This is a genomic window from Trichocoleus desertorum ATA4-8-CV12, assembly GCA_019358975.1.
GTDB lineage: Bacteria > Cyanobacteriota > Cyanobacteriia > FACHB-46 > FACHB-46 > Trichocoleus > Trichocoleus desertorum_A.
This window is the reverse complement of record JAHHIL010000028.1, coordinates 40,539-61,871: the sequence shown is the minus strand read 5'-3', so window position 1 is coordinate 61,871 and position 21,333 is coordinate 40,539. Positions and strand designations below refer to the sequence as shown.

Below are 21,333 nucleotides of genomic sequence, written 5' to 3'. Positions count from 1 at the left end.
GAGAGGCAGGAGATAGATAACGAGTCGGTAGCCGACGCCGGGGCTGGCGACACGGTTTGATGAGGGCGCTCAGGTGTAGCCCGATCGCTAGAATGGCAAACCCAACAATACTAAGAGAACAGAATTCGGTCATAACCTAAAAATCATCTAGAACTTGATTCAAATCCACGTCGCTCAGACTTTCCCGCATCTGGGTGATTGTCGTTTCAACCGCAGATCCATCTTCAGTTGGAGTTGAGTTTCTGGCTAGGGAAGCAGATTGTAAGCACTGGGAATAGGGCAGTTGTGTCATTCCTGCCATAACTTGGGCTGGAAGCATCAACGGCATATCCGGACAAAACTGCAGTTGCAGCTGAAAGGCCCGGTACTGCAAATCAGCGATCGCCGCTTCAACCACGCGCCGAAACTGGACGGGTTCTAATTCGTCCTCGAGAGCTTCGGGCAGGTAATATCCTCTGAGTGCCCGTAGCACCGCTTCTTTGAAATCAAGCCCTGGGTCAGTTTGCAGAAATTTTAGAATCTTACCTTCATTCCAGTGACTCGGCACATCCAGACGAACAATGATTCGTTCTAACTTTGCCATCATGCCACCTCCGCGATTTGAGCAAATTTCATCGCTAACCACTTAGCTCCCCCAAAACAATCAGCAAACCGAGCCTGATTGGCTTCGGTTGGAATTCTCAATACCGTTGCCAGTTCTCGCGACAGATCTGGCATCCAGTTAATTGTGGCTCCTGGCAGGTTACTGAGAAATGATTCTAACTGAGGTCTTAGCTCAGTCAAGGCAGTTCCACCGCCCACCAGCACTTCATATCGCGGGACATCGAGCGCGGCAAACTTATCGCTCAGATGATGCCTCACCTGTTCCCAGTAGTAAGCTTCTGCCTTCTGGCGGCGATCGACTAGCTCAAAGACTTTTCCCGGTTGGTCCGGAAAGGCAACGGTACCTCGTCCATGCAACAGAGCATCGAGCAAATAGGAGCTTTCCGGCTGACAAATCCCCTGAGCGATCGATTGCAAGCATTCCAGATACCCCAGTTTGACCGTGCTGCTCGGTTCTCCCGTCGGCGGTTTGCCTTGACGGAAAACCAAAAATGTCAAATCCCGGTAGCCCACCATCACCACCACATAGGTTTGATTCGTTTCTCCTCGCTTGGCTGCCTGAATTTTGCGCCACTGCACGAGGCCTGCTCCTTCCGGCAGAACCTTAATGACTTGGGGCAAGAGTTCAACATCTCGACTCCGGTAAGTAAAGTGATGCACTTCCTGTAAGGCCCGGGCCACTTCATGTTGATCCGAGAGATATTCATTAAAGGGCAAGGCGACCCCTAGGTTGATGGGTAAGGATGACACCTGGAAGCGGTACGCCATTTCTCCAGCCACTCCCAAAATACGCAGATGCGCCAGGGTACTCTTGCGGAGCATGGCCGTAGTTTTGTTCGATCGCCCCTCAGCATCTTCTGCCAGAGCATAAGCCGTATCACCAAGCTGAAGGTAAGCCCCCGATTCCAGACCCCCACCAAACTGTGTCCCCTGATCGCGCAGGATTTGCAACTCCGATGGTGGCAAGTCTGCTACCCGAGACGGGCAGAGATAACTCTGAAACTTGGTTCCATTCGATAGCGAGGCTTTTGTGCCTGACATACCTAAATCGACAAATAGTTGATACTGTGACATCGCTTTAATCTCTAAGTAGAAATGAAAAATTTTTTTGCCGCACTTCTGACGCACTTTTGACGCAGTTGATCTTTGTTTCTAAACCTGAGAGTAGAAACTCCATGTGTCAGCCGTATGCGAATGAATAGCGATTGAGATGGAATTGTGATGTCAAATAAGTCTGTTCTGGTCAAAGAAATATCATGAAGGGCGATCGCCTCCAAAAACACAGCAGTTCCATCCCCCGATCCTCTCAATTCCATCTCGTTGACATATTGTCTCGGTAACGTGAGGAGCATGGACTGCATCTCCAGTAGCGATCGCCCATGTCGCGCCACTCAGGGTTAGTTTGCGCCATACCTAACGCCTCTCGTCGCGTGACGGTCGCAGCTTGTCGCGTGACAGTCGCACTCAATGTCTATCACCTCCTATGACTCGTAAAAACCATAAAGAGTACCGGGTTTACTTCCCGGATGAAAAAGCCGCAGAACTCGACGAGATTGCCGCCCAAGCCGGAATCCGCACCTCTGACTTAATCTCTCAAGTCGTCCGAGCGTTCTTTGCAGCCAACCTACCGCTACCTGGGGCAAATCAGTTGGCGAAAATTGCCCCATCTGCTGCACCTACCCAAACCGAGCCGCACCTGAAGTTTGACGATTCTCTGCTCAAACAGGGGTTAGAGCCGATCGTTGCCTCCTTAATCCAAGAACAGCAACAAACGCGACGGGACATCACGCGACTCTTCACGGAAAACCAGGTGTTCCTGGATGAGTTTCACCCACTGCTGGCACTGTTGCCAGATATTTTTGCCCTGGCTTCCCTCACGCGCCGAGAAGTGGAAGCGCTGATTCTAGCAGGTGAACACATCCTGCTCGATGTGGCACTCCCTGAAGAAAAGCTCGACCGCAAGGACATGGCAGATTCAATTAAGGCAGAACTCACACGCTATGCGATCCGGCTTGGCATCGAAACCCCTCCCACTCCAGACCCCGACCAGGAGGAATAACATGGTTGTTTCAATTGCCAATGTATCCCCCACCTATGCCTCCAGGTATTACAGCGAAGGGAAGACGGGCGTTTCCACAACGCCCTCCAGCGAGTGGTGCGGCAACAGCAGCAACCGATTAGGGCTGGTACAAGCCGTCCTACCTGCCGATTTCAATCAACTGCTGGCTGGCAAATCGCCCACCGGACTCATCCTAGTGAACAAAACTCGCTTCCATCAGCAGCAACTCAATGCGAAAGCTCTAGGAGAGCCTGCCCCAACCGAACGGGCAGGGATTGATCTGACGACTAGTGCGCCGAAGTCCGTGAGTTTGCAAGCTCTAGTCTTTGGCGATCGCCTCTTAGAACTTGCCCACCAACAAGCAAACCGCGAAATGCTGAGGGTCGTGGAAGCACGCTATGCCTGCACTCGCATTACTGAGAGAGGAAAGCGATTCAAGGTGCCCACTGGAGAAGTCGCGATCGCCTGCTTCCACCACGAGACCAGTCGCGCGCTCGATCCCCAGCTTCACACCCATAACGTGATTCTCAACCTTCAGCGCCACCCCAAAACAGGGCACTGGCAAAGTCTCGACAATACGGAGATCTATAAAGCCAAGATGCTGCTGGGGCAGATTTATCGAAACGAGCTAGCTTGCGCCGCGCAGGACTTAGGATATTCCGTCTACGTCACCAACCGGCGACACGGGTTATGGGAATTAGAGGGATTCACAAACAAACAGCTTCGCGCCTTCAGTCGCCGCCTCAACCAGATTGAGGAAGCTGTAGGAGTCGGAGCCAGCAGCAAGGCGCAAGCCTGGGCCAATCGGATAACTCGCCCCAGCAAAGTAGAGTACGACCGCGATGAACTGCAATGCTGCTGGCAGCGCCAAGCGCGGGCAATGGGCTTAATCGCACTTCAGCCTCAGCCCACCCAAACAGAAGCCACAGAACCGGTTGCAATCGCTCAAGTCAGGCAGTGGCTCTCGCAGTGGCTGGGGCAACGACACACCCAGTCCATAGATCGCAGAGAACTGGAACGTCAAGCTCTTCTGCAACCAGGGCTTCTCCCGTTCTCCACACTTCAGCAGACCATTGATGCCTACCTGTCCAACCCTTTCATCCCCTTAATTGGAACGAGCTCCTATGTTTTTCAACGAGTTCAAGAAGTGTTCTCCCAAACGGATAGCTCCACCCACAGTGGTTCAATCCAGCAACCCTTATCAAGGAAACCCCACCCGCAACCCAGTGGTCAAGCTACCACCGCGATCGCAGCCTTTAGAGAACCCAGCCCCAGCGATCGCCAGTTCTCCTCAGAGCTTGCCTGCTCACCAGAGACGAATGCAGCTAGGGCGTATGGTACCCCCGGAGGCAAACGCAGTCGAACCGAACACGTCAACCCAGAACCCTGTACCAGCGACGAGCGAGCAGATGCTCCAATTGCAGCAGATGGTTCAGAAGTTGGCGAGCCACCAGCAGGTGAACAATTTGATTGCCGACCTCAAGCCACTCCCTCAGAGCATGGCAGGACTAGCACGGATGCTGGAGGCAACGGCGAAACAAGCAGACTTGGAACAGAGTTTCGCGCATTGGATGAACTCGTGGCCCAAGTCCTCGAGCGGTATGAGCGACGAACAATGGTACGAGCTGAGGACGAAGCTCGATCTGATGATTCATGCCCTAACCGGACTGAGCACGGCTCACCCCAGGAAACGTCGGACTCAGGCGCAAACTACCTGGCTCAATCCTTGGAAACAGACGATCTCGAATTGGAAAGAGAGCGGTAGGTTGACCAAACTCCTTGAGGCTGGCGTTCTCGCCCTTCTGACCAGTGCCCTGACGGTCGGGTTGCTTCACGTCACCTCATTGGGGCAAAAGCCAGCCCACCTCCAGATCCATCACTCACCCACATCCCAGGGAGACGCTTCATCATGATGTATCTATCTGACTCATCCTCCCCAGAACAAGAGTCTCGCGCTCAGGAAGTTCGGCTGATTCTAGAGCGAACCTTAGCCCTGGCTCAGGATCGGGGCAGCTTGGAGAGAACGAAAGATGGCTTCTGGCAATATGTAGGCAACGAGCATACCCTGATTTACAACCCCGAGTCTGATTCGCTTTGGATGACGGCGAATGCTGGCAGCTGGCAGTTGGGATATCATGAGCAGGCGTTTCTCTCTGGCAACAGCTCCCAAATCACTGATCAACAACTGGAGGAATTCCGGGAACTGAACGCTTTTTTAGATGACCAGGCGGTTCCTGAGACGGTTGACTTACGATCATTCACCTCTTCGGCACAACAAGCCTGGAAACTAGAGCACTCCCTCCTCCCTGAAGCACAAGAGGCTATCTCAGTTACTGCTGCCCGACTATTTGAGTGTTATGTAGAGCAGGGAACGGAGGCCTATAAGGAATCTCTCAACAGCAACGAATGGTTTTACCGAGTCACGGTGGATGACGCGGTCTATCTCATTAGTCGCGACGATGCCGCAATGACCTATAGCGTGCAAAGGGAGGATGCACAGTCATTGAGCCGCAATGACCTCCAAACTTGGCAGGACATTGATACCTGGCTCACCCAGCCGCAATCCATCCGTTTTGAAGCTCTAGCAGATCCCCGCGACGGTTGGCAAGGCACATACTGGGAACAGCAAATCAGTCGAGCCAATGCCATCTTGCCGATCGCGGAACAACTCTTCGCCTATCAGGAACAACATGGAACGCTGCACCTAGATGAAGCGGATCAGAGCTACGTTAGTGGCATCGGCAACTATCGCTTTGGCTATGTTCCTGCAACTGACACCTTCTGGATTGATCGCCCTGGCGATCGCGGGGCGCAACAGCGAAGCTCTCGCTTGGTATCAGCAACGAACTGGCACGACTACTGCGATCAGAACTGCTGGCAACTGCAAGGGCTGGAGCAGCTGGGAAATATTACCCCATTCGACGTTGAGCAGATGCAATCTCTCCAGGCGTGGCTTCAGGTGAAACACCCACAATGGCAACCGTCAGCCGATCACGACCGCAGCCTGATTCACACCTACCGTCGCGATCGCTCTAGAGTGTCTGATGCTGAAGGCTCAGACACTGGTCCACGGACAGAAGCAGAGGACCTACAGGTATTCGAGTTCCTTTCAAAAGATTCCATAGAGACCCCATCGCCAAAACCAGGGGAGACGGAGCGAGGGTGAGAATTCAGCTTTGACACACCAATTCCATCTTAATTCCCCTTCGTTCCCATATCTCTAACACATCCACTCTCTAAGGTAAGAACATTCTTAAGTTGAGGCGTAACTCATATGAGCGAACCGAATCCATTAGAGGGATTTTTAGATCAAGTTTTGAGCGACCCCTCGCTGAAGGATGAACTGTCTGAAGGCGATCGGATGGCGATGAAAACACTCTTTGGCAACTTGTTGGCAGGCGTTCCCGGCGCTGCTGCCACATCAGCCTCTACTACCGAGTCAGGGCTACCTGTCGATATAAATACGCTCATGCAAGAAATCAGGTGGGAGGATGGCATCTTTGATGATGTGCTGGATCAAAAAAGTGATGCAGCCTTAATGCAATGCTTGGTGGAACAGATTAAGACCGCAACCAGAGTCGTGAATCTCCTGGGGCAACGCTCGATTGGGAGAGGGGCAGTTCCAGAAATTGGGCATTTGGAGTTGCAGCTGACTGCTGTTGGCTTAGGCATTGCGGATTTACAGCAAGCCCTAGCCCGACAAACCCCACTATTTCGCTTAAATCCATCCTGGCAACAGCGTCTCAGAAACCTACTGCTCCACGAATTTCACTTCATTAATCGCTGGTTCGGTAGCAAATCATGAAGGCAGGCCCAGCACGAATACTGGTGTACAGTAGCTTGCTGGGATTATTGCTACCGATCGCGATGCGCTGGGGCATCCTAAAACTTTTCCAATCCGCTCAACCACCGAAGTTACTGTCACAAAAAGTGGCGCAGACAAGGGTGATCTCGATGGATAGCAACACCTGGCAAATCTTTTCGCCGCAACATCCGTCTCGAAGCATTCAACTGGCAGGGCTCAAACCTATTGACGCCACTTGGCAGAATCAAGCCAATCGCGCCGCGAGGATGCTGATTCACGCTTATCAGAACCAGATTGACATCCAGTTCCTGAGTCCAGAGTCTCCCTTGGCACTCGTCCGTCTGCCCAGTGGCACACTTTTACAACAGATTCTCCTAGCGCAGGGACTCGCTGAACTTCACCCCAATCAGAAGAACCTGCCGACCGAAATTGTCCCTATGCTGCAACAAGCCCAACACAGTGCCCGACAGCAGCACAAGAATCGTTGGGGTTTACCGTGAGCAAGATGGACGGGTTTGCTCGATTTGTAGGATGGCTGGAGTGGTTCATGACGGGCTTACTCACCATTGTAGGCGGGCTAGAACTCTGGCAAAACCCTCTCCTTGGCGTCCTACACCTGGGATTTGCCATCCTGCTCTGTCCTAAAACTCAAATTCACTGGACTTATAAAGCAATTCTTGCCCTTCTCGCACTGGCTAGCACATTTTTATGACGACCCTACACCCAACTTACTCTCGTAAAGACACCCCCAACCCCTGGATTGACTCCACCAAAACCGTTGCAGTTGGGTTACTCATGGCGTTGGGCATCCACACCTTGATTGCTGAGTTGCGCTACATCCCATCTGAATCCATGCAACCAACACTGGAAGTGGGCGATCGCCTGCTGGTTGAAAAACTCAGTTACCGATTCCATCCTCCTCAGCGAGAGGATCTAGTAGTATTCAAAGCTCCCCCAGAATTGGAGGCACAAAACTTGCATCATGACCTGATCAAACGTGTGGTAGGTCTACCAGGAGATGTGGTGCAAATCTGTAATGGACAAACGCTAATCAACGGTAAGGTTATTGATGAGCCTTATGTGAAAGAGCAGCCGACCTATAACTATGGGCCTGTGATCGTCCCCAAGCAACAATACTTTGTCCTGGGAGACAATCGAAACCATAGCTATGACAGCCACTTCTGGGGCTTTGTGCCAGGGCAAAACATTATTGGTCAGGCATCTATACGCATCTACCCCCTAACCCGCTTTAGATATTTGCCATAATGCAACTATTAAGGCTCAGCCAATGGAAGGCAAAATCGAAACATACTGCCCTGGCCCAATTCGCTTTCCACCTCAATTCGGCCAGACTGTGCCTCTAGCAATCGTTTGGTGAGTGCCAAGCCAATCCCTGAGCCTTCCTGTCGCATCTCGCGCGATCGCGCGGAGCGCCAGAAGCGATCGAATACCCGCCGTAAATCCTCGGCTGAAATCCCAATCCCTGTATCGGTGACACTCACCCAAAGGTACTTCGAGTCATAGCTCACAGAGACGATTACACTGCCCTCAAGCGTGTAGTTCAGCGCATTCGTTACTAGATTGACCAGAATTTGTCGGGTGCGATCCGGGTCAGCAAAAATGGGAGGAAGCGCCTCAGGACACTCTAGGATAAGACGGCAAACCTCCTGCCGCTCTTGGATCGCTAGAGCACGAATCACCTCTGCAATCAAGGGTTGGGGTTGAACAACCTGAAGGTTCAAGGGGAGAGAACCCAGTTCAATTCGTGCCAGCATTCGTAAATCGCTCAGGAGACGTTGCATCCGCTCCGCGTCGGTCAGCAGGGTTTGAGCTACGTCAACCACCTCCTCAGAGGGCAATCTCCCCTCTGCAATCATTTCCAGATAGCCAGAAATAATCATCAGAGGGGTACTCATTTCATGAGACACTTCACTGATCAGGGCCTGTCGTCGCTCTTCCACCCCTTGGAGCCGATTTGCCACACTATTCAAGGTCAACCCTAGGTGATGTAACTCCGGAATTGCCAGGGGCGGTATTCGCGATTCTATATCTCCCTCGCTGAAACGCTTGGCAGCCCACTCAATCTTCTTAAGAGGGCGAGTCAGTACATAAGTCATGAAAATACTCAGTCCTGCTGCACTCAAGAGGCTAAATAGCAATGCTAATACAATCCCTTCTGCATTGATTTGATTAAATAGCTCAATCACCTCCTGATTTTGGTTGCGTCCATCAGCAAAAACATTTGGCTTCACAATCTTGGAGAAGCCATCTGAAAATTTTTGCGATCGGTAAGTATAGGCGATGCCGATTGCCGCCACCCCTAGTGCGAGCGCCAGTAGATTCACTAGAAAGAGTCTCAGGCTCAGGGAGAGATGAATTTTGCGACGAGCCATCTTCTTGCATCCTTCCCTTTCGATATCATTTTCGCCCTATCGGGGACGGCTGTCCTCAAAGCTATATCCCAGGCGGATATGGGTTTTGATAAATCGAGTTAAGTCATTCAGTGGGGAAATTTTTGGACGCAAGCGTTTCACCGCCCCATCAATCGTGCGGTCGTCCCCCACATAATCAATGCCTCGGATCTCATCCAGTAATTGCGTTCGAGTCCAGACCCGCCCTGGCTTTTTCGCCAATGTGTACAGGAGTTCAAACTCCAGGGTCGTCAATTCAACTGATTCAATGGGAGCACCGGGAGCTTTCTGAACTATCACCTGCCGCATCTCCGGCTCGATAAAGAAGTGATCGGTGATGATGGCAGTTTCTGTTTTAGCCGTCTCTGGCACCTGATGAGTCGCTTGAAGCTGCTCTGCGGCTCGCAAATTTCGTCGCAAAAGAGCAAAGACCCGGGCTACTAGCTCCTTCAAGCTGAAGGGCTTCACCATATAATCATCGGCTCCAGTATGCAGCCCAATGATGCGATCGACCTCATCCCCCTTGCCCGTCAGCATCAGGATGTAAGGGTCTTTCTGAATCGTTTTACTCTGACGAATCCGACTACAAACGTCTAAACCATTGATTTTGGGCAACCCGATATCGAGGATCACTAGATCGGGTTGCTGTTCACGGACGACCTTTAGCCCTGCTTCTCCGTCATGGGCAACTTCACACTGATAGCCTTCAGACTGTAAAGTACGCTGAACGAGAGTCGCGAGCTTGAGCTCGTCCTCTACGACCAGAATGTTCATGTCTTGTGCTAGTAAAGGTTATTTAACAGAAATCCACAAATTCGATCATGTTTTGAGGGCTTCCTCAAGGTAGATGACAGCCGGAATTGAGGAAAATCGAGCAGCTATTTCGCGCCCCAACTGCCCGCTTCTGTAACATCCTTATCTATTGTGCCGAAAATTAGCCATTTCTGCTAGCAAGTGAAAGAAAAAAGCCCCAATTTGAAGGGGGCATAACCCAACTTGAGAAAAAGCGATTTGACATCCCAATTCCATCTCGATTTCTATCTGTGTACATATCTCTGACACATGAGAGCCTTAGGCTTCAAGTCAGTTGCGAAGTTATTCCCTCACTCAATACTGATTACCCAGAGAGAAATTATGTCTAACCCAATCTTGCAGGAACGTGAACTCAGTCCAGAGTCTGCTGAAGCACCTTGTCCCCTTAAATTATCTCTGTCGCTGCCGCTTGCTCCTGATGCAGCATCCCTGCTCGAAGTAACTCCACCTGCCACGTCGAGAATAGGTTTGCGGGCGATAATATCTCGATTCTGGTCCAAAGAGGTTCGCACTCAGTTACGCAAGTTAGCTCCCTGGCTCGTTTCTGGTGCCATCCTGGGACTGAACCTGATTCTCCACGCACCTCTATTTATACTCGGTGCAACGATCGCAGCTTTAACCCTGCGGATTGTCAAAGGCATCATCCGGTCTAGTCCCCTTTGCCAGAAGCTCTGGAGCAGGCTACTCGCAAAGACAGGCATTCCTGAGCACAAGCTACCTTGGCTCTCCACGTGCTTTGCCAGTGGTGCCTGGTTCTCTGCCACAGCCCCCAGTCAAGCCTTATTTTTTAACACCGCTGAACAATACGTGCAACAGCTGTTTGCGATCAACGGTGCTCAAGGCGTGGACACCTTTATCCCCCTGATCTTTGGAACCTTGCGAGTCATTTTCTGCATTTACATTGGCATTGCCTTGATCCGCGTCATCAATGCGTTCCGCAACGATGAAGATTGGACAACCGCCGCTCGCATTCCACTCATTGTGGTGCTTTGCATTGTCATGGGGGACGCGCTAACCACACTCATCACGAGCTAATCACCTTCACTGTTTCAGCTCTTTGATGCCCCAAGTAACGGTGATTGAACGTCCCTTCTGAAGTCTACTTCAAGCGAGATCGCCGTTACCATTCTTTCTCTTACGAACCAGCTATGGCGACTGAACCGAACCAAGATGAATTTGTGCCAGTCAATCAAATCCTCAATGCCAAACCTCGCTTAGGACCCATCCCGGGCGAGCAGGTGGTGGCCTGGATTGGCATTATTGTCGTCTCTTACCTCATCTGTCAGGGACTTTTGGGCTTGCCCTGGATTGCAACTTGCTTGATCGCGGCTTGGGGGATGGGAACCTGGTGGGCCTTAACGGGGGATGAAAGTTGGCGATTTTTGAGCAAGTTTCAGGGGGTGCCGCGCTGGACGTTGGGCAACCAACCCTACATCAGCCTGCTAGCAAAACGGGCGACGAAACGGAGTCGCAAACCCAGCCGCAAGCGGAGAAAATCATGAAACCAAAATTAGGTAAAAAGCGAGTCACCCTGCTAGAGCGGGGACAGCAGAAAAAGACGGTGACTCAATCGGCCTTTGAAGACTTCAATGCCCTCGCTGGCTTCGCTCAATTGGAGTTGAAGGGACGAAGTGTTGGCACTGCGATTCTGCAAAAAAGCAAAAACCGCTACCAGTTTGTCTTTGGCTTTGCCAGCAGTGGTATCCACGATACCCTGCGCTCGGAGCAAATCAAACCTACTTTGAACAAACTGGAATCTGCCCTCAAAGAACTGCCTGCGAGCGGTCATCTCACACTGCACCTGCAATCGTTTCGTGAGGACTGCGATCGCCAAGCAGAACTCGATCAACTGCTAGCGAAAGCTCCTTCTCCAGAATTGCGTCTGCTCTTGATGAGCGAAAAGACTCGGGCACAGGAGCTGAAAACGGCAGGGATTCGTAAACCCAAGCAGTTGCATCTCTACGCCACCTATACCATTGAACCGAACCAGAAAACCTCCAGTGATGCCGATTGGATTGAGAAGTCCCTCGCAAAAGTTGTGGAGTGCTGGGAGGTGTTCAAAGGCAAGGGAGATGAGGTCGCCGAACAACGCCTGGAAGATACCCTGCAACGGGTCTTGACGGAAGGCTATTTACGCTGGGAGCAACTGCTCAACATCAAAATGGGCTTAGATGTCAAACCGATGGATGTTCAGCAATTGTGGCAGCAGATCTGGACCCGATTTAACCTATCGCCTGCCCCCGACGTGCCCCAATACCTGCTCTTCAATCCCCAGGGGCTCTCTGAAATTGTGGCGAGTGACGTACATCCAGCCACAATGTTGATTCAGGGAGAACAGGGGCATACCACAGTGCCCAAAGCGGATCGGCGATGGATGAAGATCAAGGGCAAGTATGTGGGGGTATTGACCTTTACAGCGAAACCGGGTGGCTTTTTAAGTGTGCAAGAACAACTACGTTTCTTGTGGAACGTGCTTTGTCGTCCCCAGGTATTTGACACAGAAGTGTTCTGTCAGGTAGCCAGCACCAATGCCAGCCTGGTCAAGGTAAACATGCAACGCCTAATCAAGCAAAATAACGTGGCCGCTCAACTGGCAGAGCGCAAATCCAGCATTGATGTGGCAGCCTACATCAAGACTCAACGCTCAGTGCAAGCTCAAGCCAAGCTTTATGAGGGAGCCATGCCGATTCAGGTGGCAACCGTATTTCTCGTCCATCGAGACACACCAACCCAGTTGAACGAAGCTTGCACTCTGCTCTCTGAATGCTTCCAGCTTCCCGCTAAAGTAGTGCGGGAAACAGAACTCACCTGGCAGATCTGGCTGCAAACGCTACCTTGCTCTTGGGAAAAGCTCTTGGGGGCCCCCTTCAAACGGCAAATGACCTATCTCTCCCACGAAGCCCCGGGGCTGATGTCTCTGACGATGACCAAACCAGGCGATCGCTCTGGGTTAGAACTCATTGCCGATGAAGGTGGCAGTCCGGTGCGGGTTGACTTCATCCACGAGCACCGCAACATCGCCTGCTACGGCACCACCCGCTCTGGCAAATCGGTCCTTCTCTCCGGTGCACTCAGCCGTTTTCTGGTCGAAGGCTATCCCGTGGTCGCCCTAGACTATCCCAAACCGGATGGCACCTCAACGTTTTCTGACTACGCTGAATTTCTCAAACCTCAAGCCGCTTACTTCGACATCGGCAAAGAGAGCAACAACCTGATGGAGTTGCCTGACCTGCGCCATCTCAACCTCAGTGAAGAAAAACGCTTAGAACGCTTTGATGACTACAAAGCATTTCTCGAAGGGGCGCTGGTCACAATGGTGCTGCCCTCGGCCCAACAAGATCCCTTGCTGGAGCAAACGGTGCGATCGCTCATTGGAAGAGCACTGACTAACTTCTTCAGTGACCCCGGAATTACCGAACGATACGCAGCAGCGCATGAGGCGGGATTCGGTTCGATCCCCTGGAAGCAGATGCCCACGCTGTTTGACTTCATGAGCTTCTGCACCCTTGAAAAACTAGGGATAGAGGATGACATCGGCTCAATTCGCAGTGCCCAGACGCAGATGATGCTGCAACTCGATTACTGGCTCAATTCCTCGCGGATTGGTAAGGCGATCGGACATCCCTCCTCTTTTCCCACCAATGCTCAACTGTTGGTCTTTGCCTTGCGAAACCTCAGCAACGAGAACGAAGCCGCAGTGCTCTCGCTGTCTGCCTACTCTGCTGCGCTAAGACGGGCATTGGAAAGTCCAAAGTCGATCTTCTTCATTGATGAATCACCCATTCTGTTCGCCTTCAACACGATCGCTCGCTTAATCGGACGGCTCTGCGCCAACGGGGCAAAATCTGGGATTCGGGTGTTCCTCTCAGCCCAAGACCCCGACACCATCATGAACTCGGTGGCAGGGCAACAAATCATGCAGAACATGAACGCTCGTCTGATTGGGCGGATTCAACCCCTGGCGATCGAGTCCTTTGTGAGACACCTCAACTATGAGCGAGGCATCATTGCACGTAACGCGGGGGAACATTTCTTTCCCCGGCGCTCTGAGCTGTACTCCAACTGGCTGCTCGATATTGATGGCACCTACACCTACTGCCGCTATTACCCGAGCCCCATCCAAATTGCCACGGTTGCCAACAACCCCGATGAGCAAGCCGCTCGCTCTCGCGTCTTAGCTCAATACCCAGCCCAGAAACTTTTGGGCATGGCCAAGTTTGCCGAGCAATACGTGAGCGCCATTCGCAATGGAGCCTCCCTCGAAACGATCGCTCCAGCGATTTCCTCGTCCACTTTAGAAAAGAAGGAGTTTATTCATGCTGCTTAATTCAGAGGGTGAAGATACCGAAGCACCCACAAAAGAGCCCAGCTCTCAATTCTCCCAGTTGAGTTTTCAGCGCACGGCGATGATACTCACTGGTCTAGGGTTTGTCTTAACCCTGGCTGCACCCTATGCCAAAGCAGGCCCGCTGGAGGAGCTCAACCACACCCTGAGTCAAACGGTTACGAATGTCACGAACCAGGTACTCAGCCCCATTAACCAAGTTCAAAACACGATTAACGGGACAGTCAATCAGGTTGAGCATACGATTAATCAAACGATTACTGGTGCCGTTAATCAGGTCGAAAACACTCTCCACCAAGCTGTTGGAGGTGCGATCGATGAAGTTCTAGGACCCATTGAGGACAAAATCGGCAGCATTTTTGGCGGCAGTCCTGGAAGAACAGCAACCCTGCTCAACCCTTTCCAATCCCTCCTACGCTCCTTCACGACCTTTCTCCAGAACATCTTGAATGACTTATTAGGCGGCAGTTCTGGGAATGGAAACAGTGGAAGTCACGGAAGTGGAGAGCCAGGACTCGATATCTCACTCAACAACCCAGTGGGGCAAATTCCGAAAGCGCCTGGAGACTCTGGAATCACGCCTCAGGTTGGCGCGTTGGGTCTACCCGATATTCAAGCTACCCATGCAGCCATCGACCAGATGGCACGGCAACCCAATCATCCTCGCTTGCAGAAGAGCGATCGCTTCAATACCAATCCTCAAGCGATTGCCTATTCAGTGAAGTCCGAAAGCGATCGCCTAGCCAGTCGCGGAATGGCCCAAACCGTGATTGGGACGGCAGGACAACAGCAGATGGCAGCGGATACCCAGGCAGCTTCTCAGGCATTGCAATCCATTCAGCAAACTGCTGCCGCCGCTCAAACCAAAGATGTGACCCAAGATGTCATGAAAGATTTGACTGCTATGACGGCGGCTCAATCTTCTCTGAGCGCTGGAAGCTACGCGCAGTTGATGGGCGTTCGCCAGCAGATGGCCGCCGATAGCGTCGTCAACACTAACATCTCAGAAGCGGCGGATGAAGCGAACCGGATGCACCACGCAGAACGCATGGGGGCCGCTCTCTACGTCCTCAACAGTGCCGCAAACTTCTACCTGCCAGGGCAAACAAAATAGCTTTGACATCGCAATTCCATCTCTCGATCCCTTCATTGCCATACGGCTAACACATACAGGTTTTAGGGTTAGACCATTCCTGAATTCAATTACTACTTATGAATTCTGCTCTCTCCCCCCTGACGTTCCCGCTCCTGGCCGTGGAAGGGGCCAGCGATTTGCTCGCAAGCGGCATGGAGACCACCCAACAAATCGGTGAAGCTTGGAACAAACAGTGGGTCGGTCTCTTTCACAGCCAACTTTATTACGGCATCGTCAATCTGGCGGGCTTCATTGCAGCGGGTGCTCTAGTCTTTTTTATGCTGCAATTCATGCGGCGCTTAGTCGATCAAGAAGATTGGACATCGGCGATGCAAAGCCTAATTCTGCCCCTGGCGATCGCGGTGCTTCTCGCCAATCACGGAGCGATTCTAGGACGCAGTACCCTTGCCATTCGCAATGTAATTCACACGCAAGCTCATCAAGTGTTGCAATTGGAGTTTCTGGAAGTCAAACTCGAGGACGCCTTGCAATCCACCGTTCTGGGAAATGCCTTAGCCGCAGAGCTGCGAACTCAGGTGAGCCAGTGTTACGGGTTGGTCGCAGATAAACAAGCAGCCTGTCTCCAGCAAGCCCATGAGCAAGTCCAGAAGACCATCAAGGCTCAACCCATCCAACACATCCAGTTACCGGGCGGATTGGGTCAGATTCAACAAGCGATCGAACGGGGGTTAACCGCCGCCAATCAACAACCAGCCACTGGGGTTGGCGTGTTGAGTGAGGGAGCCAACCCTCTCTTTGCGGGGTTAGCAGGATTTGCCGGATCGATCTTTCAAGATTTAGCGTCAGGATTGCTCCTAGGCTTTGGTTGGGCATTCACCAATATTCTGGAACTTGCCTTGCTGCTCAACGCCCTCATGGGACCGATTGCGGTTGCAGGCTCGCTGGCCTTGGAGTACAAACCTTTTTTGGCCTGGCTGACCGGATTTTTCTCACTGGGACTCGCTCAGGTTTCCTACAACATCATTGTGGGTCTCGCGGCCTGGGTCGTCGTCAACGCTGAAGTCACCGATACCACCGGATTTCTGATCATTCTGGGTGTGCTCGCTCCCGCATTAGCGCTTGCCTTAGCCGCTGGGGGTGGCATGACAACTTTCAATGTCATCTCCTCCGGGGCCACAGGAGCAGCGGCGATTTTAACGGGTTATACCCCCAACGTCAGCCTGAATGAAAATGACCTGGCATATCACCAGTAATCTTGGAGCACCGATCTCATGCAACTCCTAAAACCCAAACGACGCTTTGATTCTTCAGATATTCTGCCCCTGTTTGCCCTCGGGACGCTGGGCATTCAAGGACTGGTTCTCTTGCTGGGAATTATCAACACCGTCCGGGTAACCCATCTGGCACACAAACCAACTCCAGCAATGGTGCAAATGGTAGATGGGCGCTCTGTCTCAATGGAGCCAGTCGATCATTTACAGCGAACGCCTGAAACCGTCCATCGCTTTGTCAAAGACAGTTTGGCCCTCATGTTCACCTGGAACACCAAGGTCGCAACCGTACCCGCTGACCCCGCAACCACAGGCAGGCTGATTTCACCGACCACTCGACAAATGTCTGATCCAGGCGTTTCTTTAGGCAGTGGCGGTGGAAAAGTAACGACCTCGAGTTGGCAAGCCTCTTTTGCGTTTCAAGAAGACTTTCGCAGCAAATTTCTCGCAGCCGTCGCCACCCTGACGCCCTCAGAAGTCTTTACTGGGAGCGCCCAAAGTGTGTTGAGCTTTGAGTCCGTCTCTCAGCCCAAACCGCTGGACGACGATACCTGGCAGGTGGATGTAGTAGCTAACCTCTTGATCTTTGATGGCACCCACCCTCAAGGGTTAACCGTTCCCTTCAATAAGTCCGTATTTGTCGCAGCGATCGAACCCACCTCAGATCCCCTTCCGGATCATTCCACTCCCATCCAGCAAGCTGTCTATCGCCTGAAGCAAAGTGGCTTACAGATTCGGGAGATGCGAGATCTCGATATTCAAACCCTCAATCCCTAAGAACTATCGCCATGTTTGAAGACAATGATCCCTTATCTCATGTCGAGTTACCGGCTGGGGAATGGGAAATGCTGGCAGCACTGACTGGGTTTAAGCCAGACCCTCCCCCAGGTAGACATCCATCCACACCCCTGACTCAGCCCCCCGAACGAATAGACGCGATCGCTCCCAATAGCGAGGAGCCGGTCGATGAACTTTTCTCGGATGAGGTTGAGGAGCAAGTCCCCCAACCCGCAACACTCAAAACGGATTTGCTGGACCCAGAAGATTTACTCGAATCTGAAGAAGAACAAGCTGCAACGAAGCCAACCCTCTGGACCAATCCTTGGGCCAAGGGTGGATTTGTAGCCTCCATCATCGGGGTGGGGGTCGCTGGTCTAGGCTTATTTCTCTGGAGCGTGCAGAATATCAAGCCGGTTGTTAAACAGCCAGAACCGACTCAACTTCCACCAACAGCAGACAAGACATCCGTGGACCCAGCACAAGAGCAAATCGGTAATCTCAAAACCATCAATGCTTTAGGAAGTCAGGCTCAGACGTTAAATCACCAAGCTCAGATCCGTAATGGACCCACACCCAAAGCGCAGGCCTATCCATCTCCCTCAACTTCCAGAACGCAAACTCCAACGCCTGTTAGCCCAACTCGAACGATTACGACTGCTAATTACAGCAGCGTCCCTTACACTCCAGTCCGGATGCCACCCTCCATTGCTCCGACTTCATCTCCAGTCCGTGCTTTTGCCACGTCTCCTGTCGTCTCAAGCGTTGATTCCCCAGCCCCAGCGGTAGATCCCCAAACGGCATGGCAACAAGCGCTGGTAGCGGGTAGCTATGGACAAATGCCGAGTGCTTCGTCTCGTGATGTATCCGATGAAACGGCAGCGTCAGTCGAGTTCCCGAAGCGTCATCCGCAAGCGGTGGTGTCCGTGGTTAGTCAACCTGGAACCCCAGCGGTAGAATTTGCGAGCGCTTGGGACGATTCTCGTTACCAAGCTGATGTCACTGCCATCCTATCGGGTCACCCCAGTGATTTTGACCCAGTTCTCCCAGGAGCAATGGCGAGCGCCACTCTCCAAACCCCCATTTTCTGGGCCGAAGATTTGGCAGCTGAAGAGCAACCGCAACGCTTCTCCATTCGCTTAAATGATGCGGTTGCCACAGGCAATGGCACGATCGCGCTACCCAGAGACACTCAACTCATTGCCCAGGTCAATTCGATTTCCCAAAGTGGCCTCGTGCAGCTGACTGCCACCCATGCCGTCCTCCCCACCCCCCACGGTGGAGAGGTAGTCAGTTTACCGCCTGACGCCATTCTCATCACCCGGGAACAGGGAAAACCCATTCTTGCAGAACGAGAAAAGTCGGGGCATCGGGAACTGGCGCGCCTGGATCGAAACAGAGCTCTCTATGGCGCATTAGGACAAGTTGGGCAATTGCTGAATCGCCCTCATTCTGAAAGCACCACCACTTCCCCTTATCTTTCCTCTACGTCTATCCACAATGGAGATGCCAATATCGTCGGTGGCATCTTACAGGGGGCGTTTGGTTCTCTCGCACAACAAGTGCAACAGCGGCATCAGCAGGAGATGCAAGAGATTGTGAACCGACCCGCTCTGTGGGTGGTTCCCGCCGGTCAAGCCCTACAAGTTTTCATCCACCATTCATTTGAAGTTGCCAGCCATGAGAACAGTACCCATCTTTGTTCTGCTTGCGATCGCCACCCTCCTATCGGCTCCGCTGAGCGCGATCGCCACACCGATGACTCGCTCCATTCCTCAGATGCAGGCCCAAGGATTGAGTGGCAACGGAGCCCAGATCAGCGTTTGGCCAGGATCGGGGACGAATATTGACTTTACCCACACTGGCGAAACCATCCACCGAGCTTGGTTAGATGACCCCAACAGGTTGACGATCGACTTCGATAGCAACTTAGAAGCGGGAGCATCTTTGATCCACTTGCGGCGAGTCACAGGCATCTCCTTTCCCAATTTGCCCGCCACTCCAACCACTTTGCTGACAGTCGTGACCCAGTCTGCCTATGGCCGCAAGGTCTACCTGTTTAAGGTGGGCTATGGCAGTGGAGAGGCACAATACGCCAGCGTGGTGATTACCCCGGAAAGCCATTCTAGGGGGGCAAATTTGCATCCTGCAAACTGGCAAGCGGTCGAACGAGGACTACAACAGGCAGTCGTTCAAGGTTTGATTGAAAGCAATAGTCCTGTCATTCGGCGGACTCAAGCGTTTCTAGCGCGCGTTCGCAATGGCCTGCCGCTTCACCAAGCGATCGCTCAATCCCACGTTTCAATAACCCTCATCTCCCGCTTAGCCGAAATGGGAGAGGCTTCAGTGTCTGTTAACCAGCGCTCAGTGATGCCGTAAACCTAGGCTGCATGACAAACGAGATCCTCAACTAAGGGAGGCACGATGCCCAACCCAATGACGCATTCCTCAACCCCTGCGACTCACAGTTTGGTCCATTCTGGGAGCAGCCTACTCAATTCCTTGCAAGGCGGGAATGGTCTGATGTTGCTCCTGGCGCTCGTTGGCTTTGTGGCGCTGTCCTGGCTGGGGCAGGGACAAGGTAAGAAAGGACGCTTAGCCACCGCGCGATTCGCTAGTAGCCGAGAGAAAGCAGCAGCTCGGCGCAAAGCTCTCAAACAAATCGAAGCCCGCAAGCACAATGTCGTTGCTTTCAAGATCTACAACTCCCTGTATTTACCCGATGCCCAGCGAGGCGTAGCGATTTCGGGAGGGGCAGGTTCGGGTAAGACCGCCAGTATGGTGCTGCCGATCGCTCAGTCTGCCATTGAGCAGGAGATGCCCACACTCGTCTACGACTTTAAGTACACCGAACCCAATGACAGCTTGGTTTCCGTGGTCTTACCCACTGCCACCAAAGCAGGTTATGACGTGCATGTGTTTGCACCTGGGATGCCGGAATCAGAGATTTGTAATCCTTTGGACTTTTTGCTCGACGACATGGACGGGATGGCAGCGCGTCAACTGGCCTCCGTCATGCACAACTGTATGCGCTCAGAACATAAAAATGCCTCTGATGATCCCTTCTTCTCGATCGCCGGAGATCTACTCATCCAGGCTGTACTGCTCTTGGCCAAACAAACTTGTTTCCCGGACATGATGATGTGTCAGGTCATTTTATCGATGACCGATTTACCTAAGCGGATTCAGAATTCTCCCCAGCTCAGTAAACTCACCAAAAATACGTTTTCACAGTATCTCTCGGTCGCAGGGAGTGAGAAGACCGCCGATAGCATTCGGGGCACGGCACAAAACCTGTTCGTGCCCTTCACCACCCCTGGCCTTGCCAATGCCTTTTGTGGCCCCACCACCATCCCTTTAACCCTGGAAGGCAAGAAGTTGGTGGTGATTGGTATGGATAAAGCGATCAAAACGGCGCTGGCTCCTTTTCTGACCGGCATTATGCAAATGGTGCTCGACCGCAATGTGGCGATCGCCCGTAAAGACCCCTTTGTCTTTATCCTCGATGAAGCGCCAACCGTGGGAATTGATTTAGCCACTGCCTTTGCCACACAGCGCTCGGCAGGAGCCATTACCATTATGGGCTATCAAGATTTTGGCCAGTTGGAACAGCGCTACGGTGAGGCGATGTCGCGCACCATTTTGTCGAACTGTGCCACCAAAGCCTGGTTTAACCCGCAGGAGCTGAAATCAGCCCAGTGGTCGAGTGACTATATTGGCGAAGAGCATTTGGCTCTGAAGCAGAAATCCAAGGGGCGCAGTGGCGGTAAAGCCAGCACCAATGTCTCAGACAATGAACGCACCCGCAAACTCTTTAGCCCGGATCAGTTTCTCAGGCTGGCTCCGGGAAAGTGTATTTTGATTAATCCCGCAATCTCACTCAAAGATGAAGTGAGTATTCCGATCGCTCAAAAAATCAAACTCACTGAAGCGATTGAACAACAGCAGAACAAAGCCCGGAAGCTTTGGAATCAGAAGGTGAAAGGACGACTCGCCGAGCGCAGTCCTCAACCCAAATTGACTCGAGACGAATTGCGAATCTACACCGAACGCATGATTGCTGAGCGAGAAGCGGAAGCGGAGCGCATCTTACCGCAACCCATGGAAGAAACCTCCATCGCCAACGGCAAATTGAAAGTGAAACGTTAAAGGA

Annotated in this window: 20 protein-coding genes; 15 read left to right on the top strand and 5 right to left on the bottom strand. The window is 52.3% G+C overall.

Annotated elements, in window-relative coordinates:
* Window positions 1–136 precede the first annotated feature (136 nt).
* The 3 genes from KME12_18055 to KME12_18045 all read right to left on the bottom strand — a co-directional run bounded on the left by KME12_18055 (window position 137) and on the right by KME12_18045 (window position 2,071).
* Window positions 137–586, bottom strand: coding sequence for a hypothetical protein (locus KME12_18055; GenBank protein ID MBW4489691.1), 450 nt, complete (start codon window positions 584–586; stop codon window positions 137–139).
* Window positions 583–1,677: a ParM/StbA family protein gene (locus KME12_18050; protein MBW4489690.1), complete on the bottom strand. Its 1,095-nt coding sequence runs from the start codon at window positions 1,675–1,677 to the stop codon at window positions 583–585. Before KME12_18050 ends, KME12_18055 begins: the two co-directional genes overlap by 4 nt.
* Window positions 1,678–1,909: 232 nt before the next feature.
* The gene (locus KME12_18045; protein ID MBW4489689.1) at window positions 1,910–2,071 is read right to left on the bottom strand and encodes a hypothetical protein; all 162 of its coding nucleotides are present in this window, start codon (window positions 2,069–2,071) and stop codon (window positions 1,910–1,912) included.
* 15 nt (window positions 2,072–2,086) lie between these two features.
* Between KME12_18045 and KME12_18040 the strand changes: the two genes are divergently transcribed.
* The 7 genes from KME12_18040 to lepB all read left to right on the top strand — a co-directional run bounded on the left by KME12_18040 (window position 2,087) and on the right by lepB (window position 7,733).
* Window positions 2,087–2,662, top strand: coding sequence for a hypothetical protein (locus KME12_18040; GenBank protein MBW4489688.1), 576 nt, complete (start codon window positions 2,087–2,089; stop codon window positions 2,660–2,662).
* A 1-nt stretch (window position 2,663) separates the two neighbouring features.
* A complete protein-coding gene (locus KME12_18035; GenBank protein ID MBW4489687.1) occupies window positions 2,664–4,427 on the top strand; it encodes a relaxase domain-containing protein in 1,764 nt (587 codons plus the stop codon).
* A 144-nt stretch (window positions 4,428–4,571) separates the two neighbouring features.
* Entirely contained in the window at window positions 4,572–5,828 is a 1,257-nt protein-coding gene (locus KME12_18030) for a hypothetical protein (protein MBW4489686.1), read from the top strand.
* Window positions 5,829–5,936: 108 nt separating this feature from the next.
* Window positions 5,937–6,467, top strand: coding sequence for a hypothetical protein (locus KME12_18025; GenBank protein MBW4489685.1), 531 nt, complete (start codon window positions 5,937–5,939; stop codon window positions 6,465–6,467).
* Entirely contained in the window at window positions 6,464–6,967 is a 504-nt protein-coding gene (locus KME12_18020; protein ID MBW4489684.1) for a hypothetical protein, read from the top strand. Before KME12_18025 ends, KME12_18020 begins: the two co-directional genes overlap by 4 nt.
* Before the next feature lie 5 nt (window positions 6,968–6,972).
* A complete protein-coding gene (locus tag KME12_18015) occupies window positions 6,973–7,179 on the top strand; it encodes a hypothetical protein (GenBank protein MBW4489683.1) in 207 nt (68 codons plus the stop codon).
* Window positions 7,176–7,733 carry a signal peptidase I gene (lepB, locus tag KME12_18010; protein MBW4489682.1) on the top strand — a complete coding sequence of 186 codons (558 nt, stop codon included), beginning with the start codon at window positions 7,176–7,178 and terminating at the stop codon, window positions 7,731–7,733. The genes KME12_18015 and lepB overlap by 4 nt, the downstream gene beginning before the upstream one ends.
* Before the next feature lie 8 nt (window positions 7,734–7,741).
* Here the strand turns inward: lepB and KME12_18005 are convergent, their stop codons facing one another.
* The gene (locus KME12_18005; GenBank protein MBW4489681.1) at window positions 7,742–8,860 is read right to left on the bottom strand and encodes a HAMP domain-containing histidine kinase; all 1,119 of its coding nucleotides are present in this window, start codon (window positions 8,858–8,860) and stop codon (window positions 7,742–7,744) included.
* A 36-nt stretch (window positions 8,861–8,896) separates the two neighbouring features.
* Entirely contained in the window at window positions 8,897–9,652 is a 756-nt protein-coding gene (locus tag KME12_18000; protein ID MBW4489680.1) for a response regulator transcription factor, read from the bottom strand.
* A 360-nt stretch (window positions 9,653–10,012) separates the two neighbouring features.
* On the opposite strand from KME12_18000, the gene KME12_17995 reads away from it, so the two are divergent.
* From KME12_17995 to KME12_17960, 8 genes are all read left to right on the top strand, one after another.
* Window positions 10,013–10,726: a hypothetical protein gene (locus tag KME12_17995; protein MBW4489679.1), complete on the top strand. Its 714-nt coding sequence runs from the start codon at window positions 10,013–10,015 to the stop codon at window positions 10,724–10,726.
* A 113-nt stretch (window positions 10,727–10,839) separates the two neighbouring features.
* Window positions 10,840–11,193: a hypothetical protein gene (locus KME12_17990; protein MBW4489678.1), complete on the top strand. Its 354-nt coding sequence runs from the start codon at window positions 10,840–10,842 to the stop codon at window positions 11,191–11,193.
* Window positions 11,190–14,018: a hypothetical protein gene (locus tag KME12_17985; protein MBW4489677.1), complete on the top strand. Its 2,829-nt coding sequence runs from the start codon at window positions 11,190–11,192 to the stop codon at window positions 14,016–14,018. Before KME12_17990 ends, KME12_17985 begins: the two co-directional genes overlap by 4 nt.
* Complete coding sequence (locus KME12_17980; GenBank protein MBW4489676.1) at window positions 14,008–15,150, top strand: hypothetical protein; 1,143 nt, start codon at window positions 14,008–14,010, stop codon at window positions 15,148–15,150. The genes KME12_17985 and KME12_17980 overlap by 11 nt, the downstream gene beginning before the upstream one ends.
* A gap of 98 nt (window positions 15,151–15,248) precedes the next feature.
* Window positions 15,249–16,385 carry a hypothetical protein gene (locus KME12_17975; GenBank protein MBW4489675.1) on the top strand — a complete coding sequence of 379 codons (1,137 nt, stop codon included), beginning with the start codon at window positions 15,249–15,251 and terminating at the stop codon, window positions 16,383–16,385.
* Between the two features lie 18 nt (window positions 16,386–16,403).
* The gene (locus KME12_17970) at window positions 16,404–17,180 is read left to right on the top strand and encodes a hypothetical protein (protein ID MBW4489674.1); all 777 of its coding nucleotides are present in this window, start codon (window positions 16,404–16,406) and stop codon (window positions 17,178–17,180) included.
* Between the two features lie 1,680 nt (window positions 17,181–18,860).
* Window positions 18,861–19,559, top strand: a complete 699-nt coding sequence (locus tag KME12_17965; protein ID MBW4489673.1) for a hypothetical protein — start codon at window positions 18,861–18,863, stop codon at window positions 19,557–19,559.
* A 45-nt stretch (window positions 19,560–19,604) separates the two neighbouring features.
* Complete coding sequence (locus KME12_17960; protein ID MBW4489672.1) at window positions 19,605–21,329, top strand: type IV secretion system DNA-binding domain-containing protein; 1,725 nt, start codon at window positions 19,605–19,607, stop codon at window positions 21,327–21,329.
* The last annotated feature ends 4 nt before the right edge of the window (window positions 21,330–21,333 follow it).

Excerpts from the sequence above, each read along its gene's own strand:
- KME12_18055 (MBW4489691.1), bottom strand. The coding sequence starts at position 586 with ATGATGGCAAAGTTAGAACGAATCATTGTTCGTCTGGATGTGCCGAGT.
- KME12_18050 (MBW4489690.1), bottom strand. The coding sequence starts at position 1,677 with ATGTCACAGTATCAACTATTTGTCGATTTAGGTATGTCAGGCACAAAA.
- KME12_18040 (MBW4489688.1), top strand. The coding sequence starts at position 2,087 with ATGACTCGTAAAAACCATAAAGAGTACCGGGTTTACTTCCCGGATGAA.
- KME12_18035 (MBW4489687.1), top strand. The coding sequence starts at position 2,664 with ATGGTTGTTTCAATTGCCAATGTATCCCCCACCTATGCCTCCAGGTAT.
- KME12_18030 (MBW4489686.1), top strand. The coding sequence starts at position 4,572 with ATGATGTATCTATCTGACTCATCCTCCCCAGAACAAGAGTCTCGCGCT.
- KME12_18025 (MBW4489685.1), top strand. The coding sequence starts at position 5,937 with ATGAGCGAACCGAATCCATTAGAGGGATTTTTAGATCAAGTTTTGAGC.
- KME12_18020 (MBW4489684.1), top strand. The coding sequence starts at position 6,464 with ATGAAGGCAGGCCCAGCACGAATACTGGTGTACAGTAGCTTGCTGGGA.
- KME12_18015 (MBW4489683.1), top strand. The coding sequence starts at position 6,973 with ATGGACGGGTTTGCTCGATTTGTAGGATGGCTGGAGTGGTTCATGACG.
- lepB (MBW4489682.1), top strand. The coding sequence starts at position 7,176 with ATGACGACCCTACACCCAACTTACTCTCGTAAAGACACCCCCAACCCC.
- KME12_18005 (MBW4489681.1), bottom strand. The coding sequence starts at position 8,860 with ATGGCTCGTCGCAAAATTCATCTCTCCCTGAGCCTGAGACTCTTTCTA.
- KME12_18000 (MBW4489680.1), bottom strand. The coding sequence starts at position 9,652 with ATGAACATTCTGGTCGTAGAGGACGAGCTCAAGCTCGCGACTCTCGTT.
- KME12_17995 (MBW4489679.1), top strand. The coding sequence starts at position 10,013 with ATGTCTAACCCAATCTTGCAGGAACGTGAACTCAGTCCAGAGTCTGCT.
- KME12_17990 (MBW4489678.1), top strand. The coding sequence starts at position 10,840 with ATGGCGACTGAACCGAACCAAGATGAATTTGTGCCAGTCAATCAAATC.
- KME12_17985 (MBW4489677.1), top strand. The coding sequence starts at position 11,190 with ATGAAACCAAAATTAGGTAAAAAGCGAGTCACCCTGCTAGAGCGGGGA.
- KME12_17980 (MBW4489676.1), top strand. The coding sequence starts at position 14,008 with ATGCTGCTTAATTCAGAGGGTGAAGATACCGAAGCACCCACAAAAGAG.
- KME12_17975 (MBW4489675.1), top strand. The coding sequence starts at position 15,249 with ATGAATTCTGCTCTCTCCCCCCTGACGTTCCCGCTCCTGGCCGTGGAA.
- KME12_17970 (MBW4489674.1), top strand. The coding sequence starts at position 16,404 with ATGCAACTCCTAAAACCCAAACGACGCTTTGATTCTTCAGATATTCTG.
- KME12_17965 (MBW4489673.1), top strand. The coding sequence starts at position 18,861 with ATGAGAACAGTACCCATCTTTGTTCTGCTTGCGATCGCCACCCTCCTA.
- KME12_17960 (MBW4489672.1), top strand. The coding sequence starts at position 19,605 with ATGCCCAACCCAATGACGCATTCCTCAACCCCTGCGACTCACAGTTTG.